Origin of the sequence: Aeromonas sp. 600948, from assembly GCF_049174875.1 — a bacterium.
GTDB classification, from domain to species: Bacteria; Pseudomonadota; Gammaproteobacteria; order Enterobacterales; family Aeromonadaceae; genus Aeromonas; species Aeromonas veronii_A.
Genome location: NZ_JAAKTY010000035.1, coordinates 1 through 18,728, shown reverse-complemented (window position 1 = coordinate 18,728; position 18,728 = coordinate 1). Strand labels below are relative to the sequence as shown.

The following is an 18,728-nucleotide window of genomic DNA, read 5'->3' as shown; positions in this document are numbered from 1 at the left end:
CCGGAGCCGGAGCGTGCGATTGACCAGCCGTTCCTGATGCCGATCGAAGACGTATTCTCTATCGCTGGCCGTGGTACTGTAGTTACCGGTCGTGTAGAGCGCGGTATCGTTAAAGTTGGTGAAGAAGTGGAAATCGTTGGTATCAAAGATACCACCAAGACCACCTGTACCGGCGTTGAAATGTTCCGTAAGCTGCTGGACGAAGGTCGTGCAGGCGAGAACATCGGTGCACTGCTGCGTGGCGTGAAGCGTGAAGACGTAGAGCGTGGTCAGGTACTGGCCAAGCCGGGCACCATCAAGCCGCACACCAAGTTTGAATCTGAAGTGTACGTGCTGTCCAAAGAAGAAGGTGGTCGTCATACCCCGTTCTTCAAAGGCTACCGTCCGCAGTTCTACTTCCGTACTACCGACGTGACCGGTACCATCGAACTGCCGGAAGGCGTAGAGATGGTAATGCCGGGCGACAACATCAAGATGGTTGTTACCCTGATTGCACCGATCGCAATGGACGACGGCCTGCGTTTCGCTATCCGTGAAGGTGGCCGTACCGTAGGTGCTGGTGTTGTAGCTAAAGTTATCGCTTAATCTTTGGCTTACATAAATAAAGCAAAGCCCCTATAATAGGGGCTTTCTTATGCAGGGGCGTAGTTCGAATTGGTAGAACAGCGGTCTCCAAAACCGATGGTTGCGGGTTCGAGTCCTGCCGCCCCTGCCATATACCTCGTCTCGTACGGGGCTTTTGTGTCTTTGGTTACGTCAGATACAGGTGGGTTGTATGAGTGTTAGTTCTGAGAACCAGGGCGGAAGCAAGGATACCCTGCTTTGGGGCCTGGTTTTCATTATCCTGGTGGCCGCTGTAGTAGGTAATTATCTACTGAGCGATGTTATTGCTGCCGTCCGCGCCTTGGGTGTGGTCATTGTCATCGCTGCTGCCGGTGCAGTAGCCCTGCAAACCACCAAAGGGAAGGCAACACTGGCATTCGCCCGTGAGTCTCGCCTGGAAGTCCGCAAGGTCGTATGGCCAACCCGTCAGGAAGCCATTCAGACAACCCTGATTGTGCTGGCGGTGACCGCCGTGATGGGGCTGCTGCTGTTCGTTCTGGACGGCGCCTTGGTCTGGTTGGTCAACCTGATTACCGGTGTGTAAGGATAAGCCATGACTGAACAACGTGAACAGCGTATGAGATGGTATGTCGTGCAGGCGTTTTCCGGCTATGAAGGCCGTGTCGCCAAATCCCTGCGCGAGCATATCAAGATGCATGGCATGGAAGACATGTTCGGTGAAGTACTGGTCCCGACCGAAGAAGTGGTCGAGATGCGTGCAGGCCAGAAGCGCAAGAGTGAGCGCAAGTTTTTCCCGGGCTATGTCCTGGTTCAGATGATCATGGATGAAACCACATGGCACCTGGTGCGTAACGTACCGCGCGTCATGGGCTTCATCGGCGGTACTTCCGACCGTCCGGCACCGATCTCCGACAAAGAGGCCGATGCCATCCTGAACCGTCTGCAGGATGCCCACGACAAGCCGCGTCCGAAAACCCTGTTTGAACCGGGTGAAATGGTGCGGGTTGCCGATGGTCCGTTTGCCGACTTCAATGGAACCGTTGAAGAGGTGGACTACGAGAAGAGCCGCGTGAAGGTTTCTGTACTGATCTTCGGTCGTTCTACTCCCGTTGAGCTGGATTTCGGTCAGGTCGAAAAGGGCTGATTGATTTCTGTTCACTCAACAGTTGTCAGGGGCAGCGAATATCTCTATAATTCGCTGCCCCTTTATTAGTTGGGGAGCCGTTTGCAGGAGCATGTCTCCGAGGCGCTAGAACCCATTTTTGAGGTAATTTCCTAATGGCTAAGAAAGTCACAGCTTATATCAAGCTGCAGGTTGCTGCTGGTGCAGCCAACCCGTCTCCTCCCGTTGGTCCTGCACTGGGTCAACACGGTGTGAACATCATGGAATTCTGTAAGGCGTTCAACGCCCGTACAGAGAAGCTGGAAAAAGGTTCACCGACTCCGGTCGTGATCACCGTTTACAGCGACCGTTCCTTCACCTTCGAAACCAAGACTCCGCCTGCTTCCTTCCTGCTGAAGAAAGCTGCTGGCATCAAGTCTGGTTCTTCCAAGCCGAACAAAGACAAGGTTGGTAAGGTGACCGTTGCCCAGCTGCAAGAAATCGCCAAGACCAAAGAGCCGGATATGACCGGTGCCGATCTGGATGCAAAAGTACGTTGCATCGCCGGCTCCGCTCGTTCCATGGGTCTGGTAGTGGAGGAGTAAGACAATGGCTAAACTGTCCAAGCGTATGCGCGTTATTCGCGAAAAAGTTGACGGTACCAAAGAGTACTCCATCAACGAAGCCATTGCCCTGCTGAAAGAACTGGCTACCGCCAAGTTCGTTGAAAGCGTTGACGTTGCTGTCAACCTGGGTATCGACGCTCGTAAATCTGACCAGAACGTACGTGGTGCAACTGTACTGCCGCACGGTACCGGTCGTGACGTTCGCGTTGCCGTATTTACCCAAGGTGCCAACGCCGAAGCTGCCAAAGCTGCCGGTGCTGACCTGGTAGGTATGGATGACCTGGCCGATCTGGTCAAGAAAGGCGAGATGAACTTCGACGTAGTTATCGCATCCCCGGATGCCATGCGCGTTGTTGGTCAACTGGGTCAAATCCTGGGCCCGCGCGGTCTGATGCCGAACCCGAAAGTTGGTACTGTAACCCCGAACGTTGCCGAAGCCGTCAAGAACGCCAAGGCTGGTCAGGTTCGTTACCGTAACGACAAGAATGGTATCATCCATACCACTCTGGGTAAGGTTTCTTTCAACGAAGTTCAGCTGAAAGAAAACTTGGAAGCTCTGCTGGTTGCCCTGAAAAAAGGCAAGCCCTCTTCCGCCAAAGGTCAATTCATCAAGAAAGTCAGCATCTCCACCACCATGGGTGCCGGTGTTGCCGTAGACCAAGCTTCTCTGGAAGCTCAGGCCTAATTGATGGGTTTTACAAGGCGCAAAATTTAATCTATAATTTTGCGCCTTGATTGGTTGGGGGTTTCGACCTCCGTCCAAGACCGCAGGAGGCTGCAAAGCCTTAATGTTTCCTGCGTAGACGGTGCCGGAAACCCAGCGAGAAAGATTCTTTCTCTTCTGGAATCCTGCTACCGCATCGTTCCCCTCTGTTGTAAAGGTAGGGGGGATGTGTCAGTACTGGGTCATTTGACCCGGATTCAATCCAGGAGTTAAGCCAATGGCATTGGGACTCGAAGACAAAAAGGCAATTGTTGCTGAAGTCAACGAAGCTGCCAAAGGCGCTCTTTCTGCAGTTGTTGCCGATTCTCGCGGTGTAACTGTAGACAAGATGACCGTCCTGCGTAAAACCGCTCGTGAAGCCGGTGTGTACATGCGCGTTGTGCGTAACACCCTGCTGCGTCGCGCGGTAGAAGGTACCGAATACGAGTGCCTGAACGACGCATTTACCGGTCCTACCTTGATTGCTTTCTCTAACGAACACCCGGGCGCTGCTGCTCGTCTGTTCAAAGAGTTTGCCAAAGCGAACCAAAAGTTCGAAATCAAGGCTGGCGCTTTTAACGGTGAGTTTATCGCCGCAGCACAAATTGATCGTCTGGCCACGCTGCCGACTTACGAAGAAGCAATTGCGAAGTTGATGGCTACCATGAAGGAAGCCTCTGCTGGCAAGCTGGTTCGTACTATCGCTGCTGTTCGCGACCAGAAACAAGCTGCTGCTTGATTCTCGCCTATCTAGGCTGTTTGAGTTTATTCAACATCAGGAATTTTTGTCATGTCTATCACTAAAGACCAAATCATCGAAGCCGTTGCTTCCATGTCCGTAATGGAAGTTGTTGAGCTGATCGAAGCTATGGAAGAGAAGTTCGGCGTTTCTGCCGCTGCTGCCGTAATGGCTGGCCCGGCTGCTGCTGAAGCAGTAGAAGAGAAGACCGAGTTCGACGTAGTTCTGACTGCTGCCGGTGCTAACAAAGTTGCCGTTATCAAAGCCGTTCGTGGCGCTACCGGTCTGGGCCTGAAAGAAGCCAAAGATCTGGTAGAAGCTGCTCCGGCTAACCTGAAAGAAGCCGTCTCCAAAGACGAAGCTGAAGCTCTGAAGAAAGAGCTGGAAGCTGCCGGTGCTTCTGTTGAGATCAAATAATCTGCATTTATGTAGATTAGCCTGATAAAACAGGCTAGGGCTGGTGAATTTTTGTTCACCAGCCTTTTTGCGCTGTAGACTGAGAGCATTTCACACCGTTTACGACTCTCGGTGCACCAGCAATCCGGACTGTCTTCTTTCGTCCGGGCCAACACAAAACGGTGTTGAGACAGAGCTGTCCCGCGGGACAGAGTGGGTCACTTATCAGCGAGCTGAGGAACCCTATGGTTTACTCTTATACCGAAAAAAAACGCATTCGTAAGGACTTCGGTAAGCGAGACCAGGTACTGGACACGCCTTATCTGTTGTCCATTCAGCTGGACTCCTTCAAGCAGTTCATCGAGGCTGACCCGGAAGGTGAATATGGCCTAGAGGCCGCTTTCCGTAGCGTTTTCCCGATCACCAGTTACTCCGGTAGTGCTGAGCTTCAGTATGTCAGCTATCGCCTGGGTGAGCCGGTATTTGACGTAAAAGAATGCCAGATCCGTGGAGTGACCTACTCCGCGCCGCTGCGTGTCAAGCTTCGTATGGTTCTGTACGACCGTGAAGCAGCTGCCGGCACCGTCAAAGACATCAAGGAACAAGAAGTATACATGGGCGAAATTCCGCTCATGACCGAGAACGGCACCTTTGTTATCAATGGTACCGAGCGGGTTATCGTTTCCCAGCTGCACCGCAGCCCGGGCGTCTTCTTCGACCACGATAAAGGCAAAACACATTCATCCGGTAAGGTGCTGTATAACGCTCGCGTTATCCCCTACCGTGGCTCCTGGCTGGACTTCGAGTTCGATGCGAAAGACAACCTGTTTGTCCGTATCGACCGTCGTCGCAAACTGCCGGCATCCATCATTCTGCGCGCCCTGGACTTCACTTCCGAAGAGATCCTGGCCACCTTCTTCGAAACCATCGGTTTCGAGGTCAAAGATGGCAAGTTGATGATGGATCTGGTGCCGGAGCGCCTGCGTGGCGAAACTGCGACCTTCGACATCGTGGCCAATGGTGCCGTGGTTGTTGAAACCGGTCGTCGTGTGACTGCCCGTCACATCCGTCAGCTGGAAAAAGATGCCGTTACCCAGATTGAGGTACCGGTTGAGTACGTTGTTGGCAAAGTTGCTGCCAAGGACTACGCACATCCGCAAACTGGCGAACTGGTAGTGGCAGCCAACCAGGCTCTGAGTCTGGAAGCGATTGCCAACCTGTCCCAGGCCGGCTTCAAGCATTTCGAGGTTCTGTTCACCAACGAACTGGACCACGGTGCCTACATGTCCGAGACCCTGCGCGTCGATTCCAGCACCAACCGTCTGGAAGCGCTGGTAGAAATCTACCGCATGATGCGTCCGGGTGAGCCGCCGACACGTGAAGCAGCAGAGCAGCTGTTCGAAAACCTGTTCTTCTCCGCCGAACGTTACGACCTGTCTACCGTAGGTCGGATGAAGTTCAACCGCCGTCTGGGTCGTGAAGACGAGACTGGCGCTGGTGTACTGACCAAAGACGATATCGTCGATGTAATGAAGCGCCTGATCGACATCCGTAACGGTAACGACGAAGTGGACGATATCGACCACCTGGGTAACCGTCGTATCCGTTCTGTCGGTGAAATGGCTGAAAACCAGTTCCGCGTCGGTCTGGTGCGTGTCGAGCGTGCGGTCAAGGAGCGTCTCTCCCTGGGCGACCTGGACACCCTGATGCCGCAGGATCTGATCAACGCCAAGCCGATCTCCGCCGCAGTTAAAGAGTTCTTTGGTTCCAGCCAGCTGTCCCAGTTTATGGACCAGAACAACCCGCTGTCCGAAGTGACCCACAAGCGCCGTATTTCTGCGCTGGGCCCGGGCGGTTTGACTCGTGAGCGTGCCGGCTTTGAAGTCCGAGACGTACACCCGACCCACTACGGTCGTCTGTGCCCGATCGAGACTCCTGAAGGTCCGAACATCGGTCTGATCAACTCCCTGTCCGTGTACTCTCGTACCAACGAGTACGGTTTCCTCGAGACCCCGTACCGCAAGGTCATTGACGGTGTGATCACCGACGAAGTGGACTATCTGTCTGCTATTGAAGAAGGCAAGTACGTGATCGCACAGGCTAACGCCGCGACCACCGAAGATGGCCGTCTGAAAGATGAATTGATCCCGTGCCGTCACAAAGGTGAATCCACCTTTATGAACGCCGACCAGATCCAGTATATGGACGTGAGCCCGCAGCAGATCGTATCTGTGGCAGCGGCCCTGATCCCGTTCCTGGAACACGATGACGCGAACCGCGCATTGATGGGTTCAAACATGCAACGTCAGGCTGTACCGACCCTGCGTGCTGACAAGCCGCTGGTAGGTACCGGTATGGAACGCGCTGTGGCCGTTGACTCCGGTGTAACCGTAGTTGCCAAGCGTGGCGGCATGATCGACTACGTCGATGCCTCCCGTATCGTTATCAAGGTAAATGAAGATGAGCTGATGCCAGGCGAAGCCGGCATCGACATCTACAACCTGACCAAATACACCCGTTCCAACCAGAACACCTGTATCAACCAGCGTCCTTGCGTGATGTTGGGTGAGCCGGTCATGGCTGGCGACGTACTGGCTGACGGCCCGTCCACCGATCTGGGTGAACTGGCGCTGGGTCAGAACATGCGCGTCGCGTTCATGCCGTGGAACGGTTACAACTTCGAAGACTCGATCCTGGTGAACGAGCGTGTTGTTCAGGAAGATCGCCTGACCACCATCCACATCCAGGAACTGGCCTGTATCTCCCGTGACACCAAGCTGGGTCCGGAAGAGATCACTGCTGACATCCCGAACGTGGGTGAAGCCGCTCTGTCCAAGCTGGACGAGTCCGGTATCGTCTACGTGGGTGCTGAAGTGAAGGGCGGCGACATTCTGGTTGGTAAGGTAACGCCGAAAGGTGAAACCCAGCTGACGCCGGAAGAGAAGCTGCTGCGCGCCATCTTCGGTGAGAAGGCGTCCGACGTGAAGGACTCCTCCCTGCGTGTACCGAACGGTGTGTACGGTACCGTGGTTGACGTGCAAGTCTTTACCCGCGATGGCGTGGAAAAAGACAAGCGCGCCAAAGAAATCGAAGAGATGCAGCTGAAGGAAGCGAAGAAGGACTTGACCGAAGAGTTCAAGATCCTGGAAGACGGCATTTTCGGCCGCTCCCGCAACCTGCTGCTGGCCGCCGGTTACAGCGAAGATCGTCTGAACAAGCTCGATCGCTCCAAGTGGTTTGAACTGGCCATCGAAGACGAAGGCAAGCAGACCGAACTGGAACAGATCGCTGAACAGCACGTTGAGCTGAAAGCCGAGTTCGACAAGAAATTCGAGAACAAGCGTCGCAAGATTATCCAGGGTGATGATCTGGCGCCGGGCGTACTGAAAATCGTCAAGGTTTATCTGGCAGTCAAGCGTCGCATCCAGCCGGGTGACAAGATGGCGGGCCGTCACGGTAACAAGGGTGTTATCTCCAAGATCTGTCCGGTCGAGGATATGCCTCATGACGAGTTCGGCCGTCCGGTCGACATCGTACTGAACCCGTTGGGCGTACCATCCCGTATGAACATCGGTCAGATCCTCGAAGTGCACTTGGGCCTTGCGGCCAAGGGTATCGGCGAGAAGATCGATCGCATGGTCAAAGAGCAGCGCGAGCTGCACGAGATGCGCAACTTCCTGCAACAGGTCTATGACCTGGGCGAGAAGGACACCCAGCAAGTGAACATCGCCGAACTGTCTGACGACGACGTACGTACCCTGGTGGGTAACCTGCGTAAGGGTCTGCCGGTTGCTACTCCAGTGTTTGATGGTGCCAAAGAGCGCGAAATCAAAGCCCTGCTGAAGCTGGCCGATCTGCCGGAGTCCGGTCAGATTGATCTGTTCGATGGCCGTACCGGTAACCGCTTCGAGCGTAAAGTAACCGTTGGTTACATGTACATGCTCAAGCTGAACCACCTGGTCGACGACAAGATGCACGCGCGTTCTACCGGTTCTTACAGCCTGGTTACCCAGCAGCCGCTGGGTGGTAAGGCTCAGTTCGGTGGTCAGCGTTTCGGTGAGATGGAAGTGTGGGCCCTGGAGGCTTACGGTGCGGCATATACCCTGCAGGAGATGCTGACCGTCAAGTCTGACGATGTGAATGGCCGTACCAAGATGTACAAGAACATCGTGGATGGCGACCACCGTATGGAGCCGGGCATGCCCGAATCCTTCAACGTATTGCTGAAGGAAATCCGCTCTCTGGGTATCAACATCGAGCTGGACGAAGAGTAAGAGCTCGCTCTTATTGTTCGAGAATTGACGTGGGCGCCCCGCTGTTTTGGCAGCCGGGGCGCCGAGGTTAGACTCCTGACAGGGGAAACACGTGAAAGACTTACTCAAGTTTTTGAAGGCTCAGACCAAGACCGAAGAGTTTGACAGTATCAAGATCGGTCTGGCCTCTCCTGACATGATCCGCTCCTGGTCATTCGGTGAGGTCAAAAAGCCTGAGACCATCAACTACCGGACTTTCAAGCCGGAGCGTGATGGTCTGTTCTGCGCCCGTATCTTCGGACCGGTGAAGGACTACGAGTGTCTGTGCGGCAAGTACAAGCGCCTGAAACACCGTGGTGTGATCTGTGAGAAGTGCGGCGTTGAAGTGACCCAGACCAAGGTCCGTCGTGAGCGTATGGGCCACATCGAGCTGGCCAGCCCGACTGCCCACATCTGGTTCCTGAAGTCCCTGCCGTCCCGTATCGGTCTGCTGCTGGACATGACCCTGCGCGACATCGAACGCGTGCTCTACTTCGAATCTTTCGTAGTTATCGAGCCGGGCATGACCAACCTCGAACGCAGCCAGATGCTCTCCGAAGAGCAGTACCTGGATGCGCTGGAAGAGTGGGGCGACGAATTTGACGCCAAGATGGGTGCCGAAGCAATCCTGGCATTGCTGCGCGCCATCGATCTGGAAGGTGAAGTCAAAGCGATGCGTGAGGAGCTGGATCAAACCAACTCCGAGACCAAACGCAAGAAGACCACCAAGCGTCTGAAGCTGATGGAAGCTTTCCTGCAGTCCGGCAACAAGCCGGAGTGGATGATCATGACAGTGCTGCCTGTGCTGCCGCCGGACCTGCGTCCGCTGGTACCGCTGGACGGCGGCCGTTTCGCGACTTCCGATCTGAACGATCTGTACCGTCGCGTGATCAACCGTAACAACCGCTTGAAGCGTCTGCTGGATCTGGCTGCTCCGGACATCATCGTGCGCAACGAAAAGCGTATGCTGCAAGAGTCCGTCGATGCGCTGCTGGATAACGGCCGTCGCGGTCGTGCCATCACCGGTTCCAACAAGCGCCCGCTGAAATCCCTGGCCGACATGATCAAGGGTAAGCAGGGTCGTTTCCGTCAGAACCTGCTCGGTAAGCGTGTCGACTACTCCGGTCGTTCCGTTATCACCGTAGGCCCGACTCTGCGTCTGCATCAGTGCGGTCTGCCGAAGAAGATGGCGCTGGAACTGTTCAAGCCGTTCATCTATGGCAAGCTGGAAACCCGCGGTCTGGCGACCACTATCAAGGCCGCCAAGAAGATGGTGGAGCGCGAAGAAGCTGTCGTTTGGGATATCCTGGACGAAGTGATCCGCGAACATCCGGTTCTGCTGAACCGTGCACCGACTCTGCACCGTCTGGGTATCCAGGCATTCGAACCGACTCTGGTCGAAGGCAAGGCAATCCAGCTGCACCCGCTCGTTTGTGCTGCGTATAACGCGGACTTCGATGGTGACCAGATGGCGGTTCACGTACCGCTGACCTTGGAAGCCCAGCTGGAAGCGCGTGCGCTGATGATGTCTACCAACAACATCCTGTCGCCAGCCTCCGGTGAGCCGATCATCGTTCCTTCTCAGGACGTGGTCTTGGGTCTGTACTACATGACCCGCGCCCGCATCAATGCGAAGGGTGAAGGTATGGTGCTGTCCGGCCCGAAAGAGGCCGAGAAAGTGTACCGTGCTGGTCTGGCCGACCTGCATGCTCGCGTCAAGTGCCGCATCACCGAGTACGTGAAGAACGAAGCCGGTGAGCTGGTTGCCAAGACCGAGATGAAGAACACCACCGTTGGTCGTGCGATCCTGAGCCTGATCCTGCCGAAAGGTATGGAATACGCCCTGATCGACGAGCCGAAGGTGCTGACTGCTGCCGAGCAGGCCGATCTGGAAGCCAATCCGCAGAACTGGATCAAATGCGTATCCAACAAGGCGCTGGGCAAAAAGCTCATCTCCCGTCTGCTGAACACCTGCTATCGCAAGCAGGGGCTGAAGGACACCGTTATCTTCGCTGACCAGCTGATGTATACCGGTTTCCACTACGCGGCGCTGTCCGGTGCTTCCGTTGGTATCGATGACATGGTCATCCCGGATGCCAAGAAAGACATCATCGCGTCTGCCGAAGCCGAAGTTGCCGAGATCCAGGACCAGTTCCTGTCCGGTCTGGTAACTGCGGGCGAACGTTACAACAAGGTTATCGATATCTGGGCCAGCGCCAACGAGCGCGTCTCCAAGGCCATGATGGAGAACTTGTCCAAAGAGCGTAACGTCAACTCGCTGGGTGAAGAAGAAGAGCAGGCCTCGTTCAACAGCATCTTTATGATGGCTGACTCTGGTGCGCGTGGTTCCGCCGCTCAGATCCGTCAGCTGGCCGGTATGCGTGGCCTGATGGCCAAGCCGGATGGCTCCATCATCGAGACTCCGATCATCGCGAACTTCCGCGAAGGCCTGAACGTACTGCAGTACTTTATCTCTACCCACGGTGCTCGTAAGGGTCTGGCGGATACTGCACTGAAGACTGCGAACTCCGGTTACCTGACTCGTCGTCTGGTAGACGTGGCGCAAGACATGGTGATCACCGAGGACGATTGCGGCACTACCGACGGTCTGTGGATGACTCCGCTGATCGAGGGTGGCGACGTGGTCGAGCCGCTGCGTGAGCGCGTATTGGGTCGTGTGGTGGCAGAAGATGTCATCAAGCCGGGTACCGAGGACGAGATCCTGGTTGCTCGCAACACCCTGCTCGACGAGCAGCTGTGTGACCTGCTGGAGCGTAACTCCGTTGACCGTGTGAAGGTTCGTTCTGCCATCACCTGTGAAACTGACTTCGGTAACTGTGCTCACTGCTACGGCCGTGATCTGGCCCGTGGTCACCTGGTTAACAAGGGTGAGGCTGTCGGTGTTATCGCCGCCCAGTCCATCGGTGAACCGGGTACCCAGCTGACGATGCGTACTTTCCACATCGGTGGTGCTGCATCTCGTGCCGCTGCTGAAAGCAGCATCCAGGTCAAGAACACCGGTACCATCAAGCTGCAGAACGCCAAGTTCGTTCACAACAGCGATGACAAACTGGTTATCACCTCACGTTCTACCGAACTGACCATCATGGACGACATGGGCCGTACCAAGGAAAGCCACAAGCTGCCTTACGGTTCCGTGCTGGAAGTGAAGGACGGCCAGGCCGTGAGCGCTGGCGAGACCGTTGCCAACTGGGATCCGCACACCCACCCGATCATCACCGAAGTGGCTGGTCGCCTGCAGTTCGAACACATGATCGATGGCGTGACCATCACTCGTCAGACCGACGAGCTGACCGGTCTCTCTTCTATCGTTGTTCTGGACGTCAACGAGCGTCCGAGCGCCGGTAAAGAGATGCGTCCGACCGTTAAACTGGTCGACCTGAACGGCAAAGACGTGATGATCCCGGGTACCGATGTAGCCGCCCAGTACTTCCTGCCGGGCAAGGCGATCGTGAACCTGGAAGATGGTGCCAATGTGGGCGTGGGTGACGCGGTAGCGCGTATCCCGCAAGAGTCCGGCGGTACCAAGGACATCACCGGTGGTCTGCCGCGCGTTGCGGATCTGTTCGAAGCACGTCAACCGAAGGAACCGGCAATTCTGGCCGAGATCTCCGGTACCATCTCCTTCGGGAAAGAGACCAAGGGCAAACGCCGTCTGGTCATCACCCCGACCGATGGTGGCAACGTCTACGAAGAGATGATTCCGAAGTGGCGTAACCTGAACGTGTTCGAAGGTGAAAAAGTTGAGAAGGGTGAAGTGCTGGCGGACGGTCCTGAGTCTGCTCACGACATCCTGCGTCTGCGCGGTATCAGCCCGGTCGCCAACTACATCGCCAACGAAGTGCAGGACGTTTACCGTCTGCAAGGCGTTAAGATCAACGACAAGCACATCGAAGTCATCGTTCGTCAGATGCTGCGCAAGTGCGAGATCCTGAGCGCTGGCGATACCGATCTGATCGAAGGCGAACAGGTTGAAGTGGCTCGTGTGAAGATTGCCAACCGTAAGCTGGTTGCCGAGGGCAAGACCCCTGCGACCTACCGTCATGTACTGATGGGTATTACCAAGGCATCTCTGAGCACCGAGTCCTTCATCTCCGCGGCTTCCTTCCAGGAAACCACTCGCGTTCTGACCGAAGCCGCCGTAGGTGGCAAGCGTGATGAACTGCGTGGTCTGAAAGAGAACGTCATCGTGGGTCGTCTGATCCCGGCTGGTACCGGCTTTGCCTACCACCACAGCCGGATCAACCAGCGTGCTGCCGCAGCTCGTGCTGTTGGCACCCCGCAGGTGACCGCTGATGAAGCGGAGCAGAACCTGGCGGATCTGCTGAACGCAGCCGGTAGCTTCGACGAAGAGTAACTCGTCATCCGTGATTGAAAAGGGCTCCTTCAAGGAGCCCTTTTTGTTGGCCAATTCCTCGGCAAAGGTAGACGCAGCGCGGGTTTCAGGATGATCCAGAGCAAAGTTGTAGAGTAAAAAATCAAAAAAAGTTGACTTTGCTCCCCTGCAATTTAACACTCGGGAAAGTTGAATGGTTATTACAGGGGTAGAACATGACTGTCGGTATCGAGGAAGCCATGCTTCCCGAAGAACAGCTGATCAGCCGCACTTTTACAGATGAAGACAGGGAATTGTTGCGCTCATACGATGGGCTCATCGATGGTTTGGCCGAGCTGTTCGGCAAGCATTGTGAAGTGGTACTCCACTCCCTGGAAAATCTGCACGAGTCGGTGATCAAGATCGCCAACGGCTTCAATACCGGACGCACCCTCGGGGCGCCCATCACCGATCTCGCCCTGCGCATGCTCAAAGACATCGAGAGCACCGGCCAGGATTACACCCAGAGCTATTTCGCTCGCAGCCGTACCGGCGCGCTGATGAAGTCGAGCACCATCGCCATTCGCAACCGCGAGCGACAAGTGGTGGGGCTTATCTGCATCAACCTGCACATCAATGCGCCTTTCCACGAGTTCGTGGCCGAATTTTTCCCGACGCCCCAGCAGGCGGCGCGCCAGTCACCAGAGACCTTTGCCAACAGCGTGGAAGAGCTGGTTGCCCAGACGGTGGATAACACCATCGACGAGATCAATCGCGATCCCACCGTGGCCAACAATGCCAAGAATCGCTTCATCGTGACCCAGCTGTTCGAGAAGGGCATTTTTGACATCAAGGATTCGATCAATCTGGTGGCGGACAAACTCAATATTTCAAAACATACCGTTTATCTTTACATCCGACAGCGCAAGCAGGGTGAAGACGAGAACGAGTAACTCATTCCAGAAGGGGATAGATGAATGGCTAAAGAAGTGATTGCAACCGACAAGGCGCCTGCCGCGATTGGTCCGTATGTTCAGGCTACCAAGGTTGGCGAGATGATCTTCACCTCCGGGCAGATCCCGCTCGATCCTGCCACCATGGAAATCGTGGCTGGCGGCATTGAAGAGCAGGCCGAGCGGGTGATGAAGAATCTGATTGCCGTGTTGCACGCTGCGGGTGCCGATGCCAGCAAAGTGGTCAAAACCACCTGCTTCCTGAGCGACATGAACAACTTCGTTGCCTTCAATCAGGTCTATGCCCGTTACTTTGGCGATGCGGCGCCAGCTCGCTCCTGCGTAGAGGTGGCCCGTCTGCCGAAAGATGTGCTGGTCGAGGTCGAGGCGATTGCCCATCTCTGATCAACAGATCGAATCAAGCCCCTCCTGGCAGGGGCTTTTTTGTTTTTGGCGTAAAATGGACCGGGTCAGCACAGGAGTCCTGCTATGAGTCTGAGTTTTGCCATCCTGGTCACGGGGCCTGCCTATGGCACCCAGTCGGCCAGCACCGCCTATCGTTTTGCCCGCACCTTGTTGGCACAGGGGCATACCTTGTCCCACCTGTTCTTCTATCAGGACGGGGTCTGCAACGGCAACGGTTTGCATCTGCCTGCATCCGATGAGACTGACCTGGTGCGTCTATGGCGAGAGCTGGCGGAAGAGCAGGGGATCGGTATCGACGTCTGTGTCGCCGCCGCCATGCGGCGCGGTGTGCTCGATGAACAGGAAGCCAAGGGGGCAGGGCTGGAGCACTTCAATCTGCAAGCGCCATTTTGCCTGAGCGGTCTGGGCCAGTTGGCCGAGGCGGCGCTCACCACCGATCGGCTGGTTCAGTTCTAGGGGGAGTCATGAGCAAGAAAATCGCCTTTATCTGCAGTCGTGGTCCCCATGGCCATGCCGCCGGCCGGGAAGGACTGGATGCCTTGCTGGCCACCTCGGCCATGACCGATGAGCTGGCCCTCTTCCTGATTGGGGACGGTGTGTTGCAACTGCTCAAGGAACAGCAGCCTGCCGCCATTTTGCAGCGCCACTACGCGCCCACCTTCAAGATGCTGGAACTCTACGACATCGAAGAGGTCTATGTTTGTGCTGACTCGCTGGCAGAGCGTGGCGTGACAGTGGATGATCTGCTGATCCCCGTCGAGAGTCTGCCGCGCCAGGAACTGGCTCGGCGCTGGGCACAATGTTCGACTCACATCAGCTTTTGAGGTCTCCATGTTGCATCTGATATTGAACTCTCCCTTTCAGAGTCAGGCTCTGGCAGAGGCGCTCTCATACCTTCAGCCCGAGGATGAGCTGGTACTGATGCAGGATGCCGTAATTGCGGCATCGGCTCCCCAGTGGAGCGCGCGGCTGGCGGGTATCCCGCTTTATGTGATGCAGGAAGATCTGCAAGCTCGCGGTTTGCAGCATCGGGTGGGTAATGTGCTCGATATGGCGGGTCTGGTGGCACTGATTGCGCAAAAAGGTTCCCCGCGCACCTGGGGTGGCTGAGAAGCACATTTCCAAGAAAATTCAAGGTGATATCGTGAAATCAAACGGATCCGAATTGCCCTTTTGTGGCGCAAATTGTATAAATCTTGACTCCCCAGACAACAGGGCATAAAATTTCGCGTCCCCGTATCTGCGGGGAGGATTTTCCACACGTTTATGAAGTCATTATCAGGAGCCTTTTGATGGCAACTATTAACCAGTTGGTTCGCAAGCCACGCATCAAGCTCGTTGTGAAAAGCAACGTGCCGGCGCTGGAAGCGTGCCCTCAGAAGCGTGGCGTATGCACTCGTGTATATACCACCACCCCGAAGAAGCCTAACTCTGCACTGCGTAAAGTGTGCCGTGTACGTCTGACCAACGGCTTCGAAGTCACCTCCTACATCGGCGGTGAAGGTCACAACCTGCAAGAGCACTCTGTTGTTCTGATCCGTGGCGGTCGTGTAAAAGACTTGCCAGGTGTTCGTTATCACACCGTTCGTGGTGCGTTGGACTGTGCCGGTGTTAAAGACCGTAAGCAGGCTCGCTCCAAGTATGGCGTGAAGCGTCCTAAAGCTTAATGGTTCTCCGTTAAGTAAGGCCAAACGTTAATTCGTTTCTAGTTAGATAGCTTTCTAGTTTTGGGTAATCCCTGAAGTTACGGAGAATTTGAAATGCCAAGACGTCGTGTTGTTGGTCAGCGTAAAATCCTGCCAGATCCCAAGTTCGGATCAGAGCTGCTGGCTAAATTTGTCAACGTAGTAATGGTTGACGGTAAGAAATCTGTTGCAGAAGCCATTGTTTATGGCGCCCTGGACATCATTGCCACCAAATCTGGCAAAGAGCACCTGGCCGTATTCGAAGAAGCTCTGGATAACATTCGTCCGGCGGTCGAGGTTAAATCTCGTCGCGTCGGTGGTGCAACCTATCAGGTGCCGGTAGAAGTTCGTCCGGTACGTCGCAATGCCCTGGCAATGCGCTGGTTGGTTGATGCCGCTCGTAAACGTGGTGAAAAATCAATGGCTCAGCGTCTGGCTGGCGAGCTGCTGGATGCCGCTGACAATAAGGGTTCGTCTGTCAAGAAACGTGAAGACGTTCACCGTATGGCTGAAGCGAACAAAGCCTTCGCTCACTTCCGCTGGTAATCCGCTTGCGCAGGGTCTTTTGACTCTGCGCACCTTTAATTATCTAGGGACAAGCGCCTTAGTAAGAGGATGACAATGGCTCGTACAACCCCCATTGAGCGTTATCGTAACATCGGTATCTCCGCTCACATTGACGCCGGTAAGACTACTACTACCGAGCGCGTACTGTTTTACACCGGTGTAAGTCACAAGATCGGTGAAGTTCACGATGGCGCTGCCACCATGGACTGGATGGAACAGGAACAAGAGCGTGGTATCACCATCACCTCCGCCGCGACCACCGCTTTCTGGTCCGGTATGGGTAAACAGTTCCAACCGCACCGTATCAACATCATCGATACCCCGGGCCACGTTGACTTTACTATCGAAGTAGAGCGTTCAATGCGTGTTCTGGACGGTGCCGTGATGGTGTACTGTGCCGTAGGTGGCGTACAGCCACAGTCTGAAACCGTATGGCGTCAGGCTAACAAGTACAAGGTTCCCCGTATCGCGTTCGTCAACAAGATGGACCGTACCGGCGCCAACTTCCTGCGCTGCGTTGAGCACATCAAGACCCGTCTGAAAGGTACTCCGGTTCCCCTTCAGCTGAACATCGGCTCTGAAGAGAACTTCAAGGGCGTTGTTGACCTGGTCAAGATGAAAGCCATCAACTGGAATGAAGCTGATCAGGGCGTATCCTTCGATTACGAAGACGTCCCGGCCGAGTTGCTGGAACAGGCGCAAGAAATGCGCATGAATCTGGTTGAAGCCGCTGCTGAAGCGTCTGAAGACCTGATGGAAAAATACCTGGGCGGCGAAGAGCTGACCGAGGAAGAGATCAAAGGTGCTCTGCGTCAGCGCGTGCTGAACAACGAAATCATCCTGGTAACCTGTGGCTCCGCGTTCAAGAACAAGGGCGTACAGGCAATGCTGGATGCCGTGATCGAGTACCTGCCGGCTCCGACCGACGTTGCTGCTATCGACGGCCTGAAAATGGACGGCGAGACCAAAGACGAGCGTCACGCTTCTGATGACGAGCCGTTCTCTGCTCTGGCGTTCAAGATCGCTACCGACCCGTTCGTTGGTAACCTGACCTTCTTCCGTGTCTACTCTGGCGTGATCAACTCCGGTGACACCGTGCTGAACTCCGTCAAGGACAAGCGCGAGCGTTTTGGCCGTATCGTTCAGATGCATGCCAACAAGCGTGAAGAGATCAAAGAAGTACGCGCTGGTGACATCGCTGCTGCTATCGGTCTGAAAGACGTGACCACTGGTGACACCCTGTGTGACCCGAACGCACCGATTATCCTCGAGCGTATGGAATTCCCGGAGCCGGTAATTTCTATCGCGGTTGAGCCGAAAACCAAGGCTGACCAGGAGAAGATGGGTCTGGCTCTGGGCCGTCTGGCTCAGGAAGATCCGTCCTTCCGCGTATGGACTGACGAAGAGTCAGGTCAAACCATCATCGCTGGTATGGGTGAGCTGCACCTGGACATCATCGTTGACCGTATGCGTCGCGAGTTCAAGGTTGAAGCCAACGTAGGTAAGCCGCAGGTTGCCTACCGTGAAACCATCCGTACCACCGTTAAAGACATCGAAGGCAAGCATGCCAAGCAGTCTGGTGGTCGCGGTCAGTACGGTCATGTTGTTATCGACATGTACCCGCTGGAAGAAGGCAAAGCCTACGAATTCGTCAACGACATCAAAGGTGGTGTCATTCCTGGTGAATTCATCCCGGGTGTTGATAAAGGTATCCGTGAGCAGCTCAAATCTGGTCCGCTGGCTGGTTACCCGGTTATGGATCTGGGTGTGCGTCTGCACTTCGGTTCTTACCACGATGTCGACTCTTCCGAACTGGCGTTCAAAATCGCTGCTTCCATGGCCTTTAAGGCTGGCTTCATGAAAGCCAACCCGGTTCTGCTCGAACCGATCATGAAAGTAGAAGTTGAAACTCCGGAAGATTACATGGGCGACGTTATCGGTGACCTGAACCGTCGTCGTGGCCTGATCGAAGGTATGGAAGATGGCCCGTCCGGCAAGATCGTGCGTGCTCTGGTGCCGCTGGCCGAAATGTTCGGTTATGCAACTGCACTGCGTTCCGCTACCCAGGGTCGCGCTTCCTACGCCATGGAATTCGCCAAGTATCACGATGCACCGACCAACGTTGCACAAGCCGTGATCGAAGAGCGCAAATCCAAGTAATTTAAGATTCCCCGCCTACGACGGTAGGCGGGTTTAACCTAGAAGGACTACGTCGTGTCTAAAGAAAAATTTGAGCGTAATAAACCGCACGTAAACGTCGGGACCATCGGCCACGTTGACCACGGTAAAACCACCCTGACTGCAGCTATCACCAACGTGCTGGCCAAGCACTTCGGTGG

Annotated in this window: 18 protein-coding genes and 1 tRNA gene; all 19 read left to right on the top strand. The window is 55.2% G+C overall.

What is annotated here, in order from left to right; translation table 11 throughout:
• Positions 1–585, top strand: a 585-nt coding sequence (locus G5182_RS19705) for an EF-Tu/IF-2/RF-3 family GTPase (protein ID WP_421179904.1), incomplete at its 5' end; no start/stop codon positions are given.
• Between the two features lie 53 nt (positions 586–638).
• Positions 639–715 (top strand) — tRNA-Trp (locus G5182_RS19700).
• 60 nt (positions 716–775) lie between these two features.
• Complete coding sequence (gene secE, locus G5182_RS19695; protein ID WP_005341843.1) at positions 776–1,147, top strand: preprotein translocase subunit SecE; 372 nt, start codon at positions 776–778, stop codon at positions 1,145–1,147.
• 33 nt (positions 1,148–1,180) lie between these two features.
• A complete protein-coding gene (gene nusG / locus G5182_RS19690; protein ID WP_019840195.1) occupies positions 1,181–1,708 on the top strand; it encodes a transcription termination/antitermination protein NusG in 528 nt (175 codons plus the stop codon).
• Positions 1,709–1,842: 134 nt separating this feature from the next.
• Positions 1,843–2,271 (top strand): 50S ribosomal protein L11, encoded by a 429-nt coding sequence (rplK, locus tag G5182_RS19685; protein ID WP_033114963.1) that lies wholly within the window; start codon positions 1,843–1,845, stop codon positions 2,269–2,271.
• Positions 2,272–2,275: 4 nt separating this feature from the next.
• Complete coding sequence (gene rplA / locus G5182_RS19680; RefSeq protein WP_005339888.1) at positions 2,276–2,977, top strand: 50S ribosomal protein L1; 702 nt, start codon at positions 2,276–2,278, stop codon at positions 2,975–2,977.
• A gap of 256 nt (positions 2,978–3,233) precedes the next feature.
• Complete coding sequence (rplJ, locus tag G5182_RS19675) at positions 3,234–3,734, top strand: 50S ribosomal protein L10 (protein WP_005339895.1); 501 nt, start codon at positions 3,234–3,236, stop codon at positions 3,732–3,734.
• A 51-nt stretch (positions 3,735–3,785) separates the two neighbouring features.
• On the top strand, positions 3,786–4,151 hold the full coding sequence (gene rplL / locus G5182_RS19670; protein ID WP_011707702.1) for a 50S ribosomal protein L7/L12: 366 nt from the start codon (positions 3,786–3,788) through the stop codon (positions 4,149–4,151).
• Positions 4,152–4,375: 224 nt separating this feature from the next.
• Positions 4,376–8,404, top strand: coding sequence for a DNA-directed RNA polymerase subunit beta (gene rpoB / locus G5182_RS19665; protein ID WP_216979946.1), 4,029 nt, complete (start codon positions 4,376–4,378; stop codon positions 8,402–8,404).
• Positions 8,405–8,495: 91 nt separating this feature from the next.
• Positions 8,496–12,800, top strand: coding sequence for a DNA-directed RNA polymerase subunit beta' (gene rpoC, locus G5182_RS19660; protein WP_100647045.1), 4,305 nt, complete (start codon positions 8,496–8,498; stop codon positions 12,798–12,800).
• Between the two features lie 194 nt (positions 12,801–12,994).
• The gene (locus G5182_RS19655) at positions 12,995–13,711 is read left to right on the top strand and encodes a helix-turn-helix transcriptional regulator (protein WP_064338927.1); all 717 of its coding nucleotides are present in this window, start codon (positions 12,995–12,997) and stop codon (positions 13,709–13,711) included.
• Positions 13,712–13,735: 24 nt separating this feature from the next.
• A complete protein-coding gene (locus G5182_RS19650) occupies positions 13,736–14,116 on the top strand; it encodes a RidA family protein (protein WP_227341805.1) in 381 nt (126 codons plus the stop codon).
• Between the two features lie 84 nt (positions 14,117–14,200).
• On the top strand, positions 14,201–14,593 hold the full coding sequence (gene tusD, locus G5182_RS19645) for a sulfurtransferase complex subunit TusD (protein ID WP_227341806.1): 393 nt from the start codon (positions 14,201–14,203) through the stop codon (positions 14,591–14,593).
• A gap of 8 nt (positions 14,594–14,601) precedes the next feature.
• Complete coding sequence (tusC, locus tag G5182_RS19640; protein WP_005341830.1) at positions 14,602–14,961, top strand: sulfurtransferase complex subunit TusC; 360 nt, start codon at positions 14,602–14,604, stop codon at positions 14,959–14,961.
• Positions 14,962–14,968: 7 nt separating this feature from the next.
• Positions 14,969–15,247, top strand: coding sequence for a sulfurtransferase complex subunit TusB (gene tusB / locus G5182_RS19635; protein WP_005339909.1), 279 nt, complete (start codon positions 14,969–14,971; stop codon positions 15,245–15,247).
• A 182-nt stretch (positions 15,248–15,429) separates the two neighbouring features.
• A complete protein-coding gene (gene rpsL / locus G5182_RS19630; RefSeq protein WP_005306278.1) occupies positions 15,430–15,804 on the top strand; it encodes a 30S ribosomal protein S12 in 375 nt (124 codons plus the stop codon).
• Positions 15,805–15,897: 93 nt separating this feature from the next.
• Entirely contained in the window at positions 15,898–16,368 is a 471-nt protein-coding gene (gene rpsG / locus G5182_RS19625; RefSeq protein WP_005339911.1) for a 30S ribosomal protein S7, read from the top strand.
• A 75-nt stretch (positions 16,369–16,443) separates the two neighbouring features.
• The gene (gene fusA / locus G5182_RS19620; protein ID WP_021229318.1) at positions 16,444–18,549 is read left to right on the top strand and encodes an elongation factor G; all 2,106 of its coding nucleotides are present in this window, start codon (positions 16,444–16,446) and stop codon (positions 18,547–18,549) included.
• 54 nt (positions 18,550–18,603) lie between these two features.
• On the top strand, positions 18,604–18,728 hold a 125-nt coding region (locus tag G5182_RS19615; RefSeq protein WP_234887766.1), incomplete at its 3' end, for a GTP-binding protein.

What these genes read in the sequence shown, in the direction of transcription:
- secE (WP_005341843.1), top strand. Translation starts at nt 776, where the DNA reads ATGAGTGTTAGTTCTGAGAACCAGGGCGGAAGCAAGGATACCCTGCTT.
- nusG (WP_019840195.1), top strand. Translation starts at nt 1,181, where the DNA reads ATGAGATGGTATGTCGTGCAGGCGTTTTCCGGCTATGAAGGCCGTGTC.
- rplK (WP_033114963.1), top strand. Translation starts at nt 1,843, where the DNA reads ATGGCTAAGAAAGTCACAGCTTATATCAAGCTGCAGGTTGCTGCTGGT.
- rplA (WP_005339888.1), top strand. Translation starts at nt 2,276, where the DNA reads ATGGCTAAACTGTCCAAGCGTATGCGCGTTATTCGCGAAAAAGTTGAC.
- rplJ (WP_005339895.1), top strand. Translation starts at nt 3,234, where the DNA reads ATGGCATTGGGACTCGAAGACAAAAAGGCAATTGTTGCTGAAGTCAAC.
- rplL (WP_011707702.1), top strand. Translation starts at nt 3,786, where the DNA reads ATGTCTATCACTAAAGACCAAATCATCGAAGCCGTTGCTTCCATGTCC.
- rpoB (WP_216979946.1), top strand. Translation starts at nt 4,376, where the DNA reads ATGGTTTACTCTTATACCGAAAAAAAACGCATTCGTAAGGACTTCGGT.
- G5182_RS19655 (WP_064338927.1), top strand. Translation starts at nt 12,995, where the DNA reads ATGACTGTCGGTATCGAGGAAGCCATGCTTCCCGAAGAACAGCTGATC.
- G5182_RS19650 (WP_227341805.1), top strand. Translation starts at nt 13,736, where the DNA reads ATGGCTAAAGAAGTGATTGCAACCGACAAGGCGCCTGCCGCGATTGGT.
- tusD (WP_227341806.1), top strand. Translation starts at nt 14,201, where the DNA reads ATGAGTCTGAGTTTTGCCATCCTGGTCACGGGGCCTGCCTATGGCACC.
- tusC (WP_005341830.1), top strand. Translation starts at nt 14,602, where the DNA reads ATGAGCAAGAAAATCGCCTTTATCTGCAGTCGTGGTCCCCATGGCCAT.
- tusB (WP_005339909.1), top strand. Translation starts at nt 14,969, where the DNA reads ATGTTGCATCTGATATTGAACTCTCCCTTTCAGAGTCAGGCTCTGGCA.
- rpsL (WP_005306278.1), top strand. Translation starts at nt 15,430, where the DNA reads ATGGCAACTATTAACCAGTTGGTTCGCAAGCCACGCATCAAGCTCGTT.
- rpsG (WP_005339911.1), top strand. Translation starts at nt 15,898, where the DNA reads ATGCCAAGACGTCGTGTTGTTGGTCAGCGTAAAATCCTGCCAGATCCC.
- fusA (WP_021229318.1), top strand. Translation starts at nt 16,444, where the DNA reads ATGGCTCGTACAACCCCCATTGAGCGTTATCGTAACATCGGTATCTCC.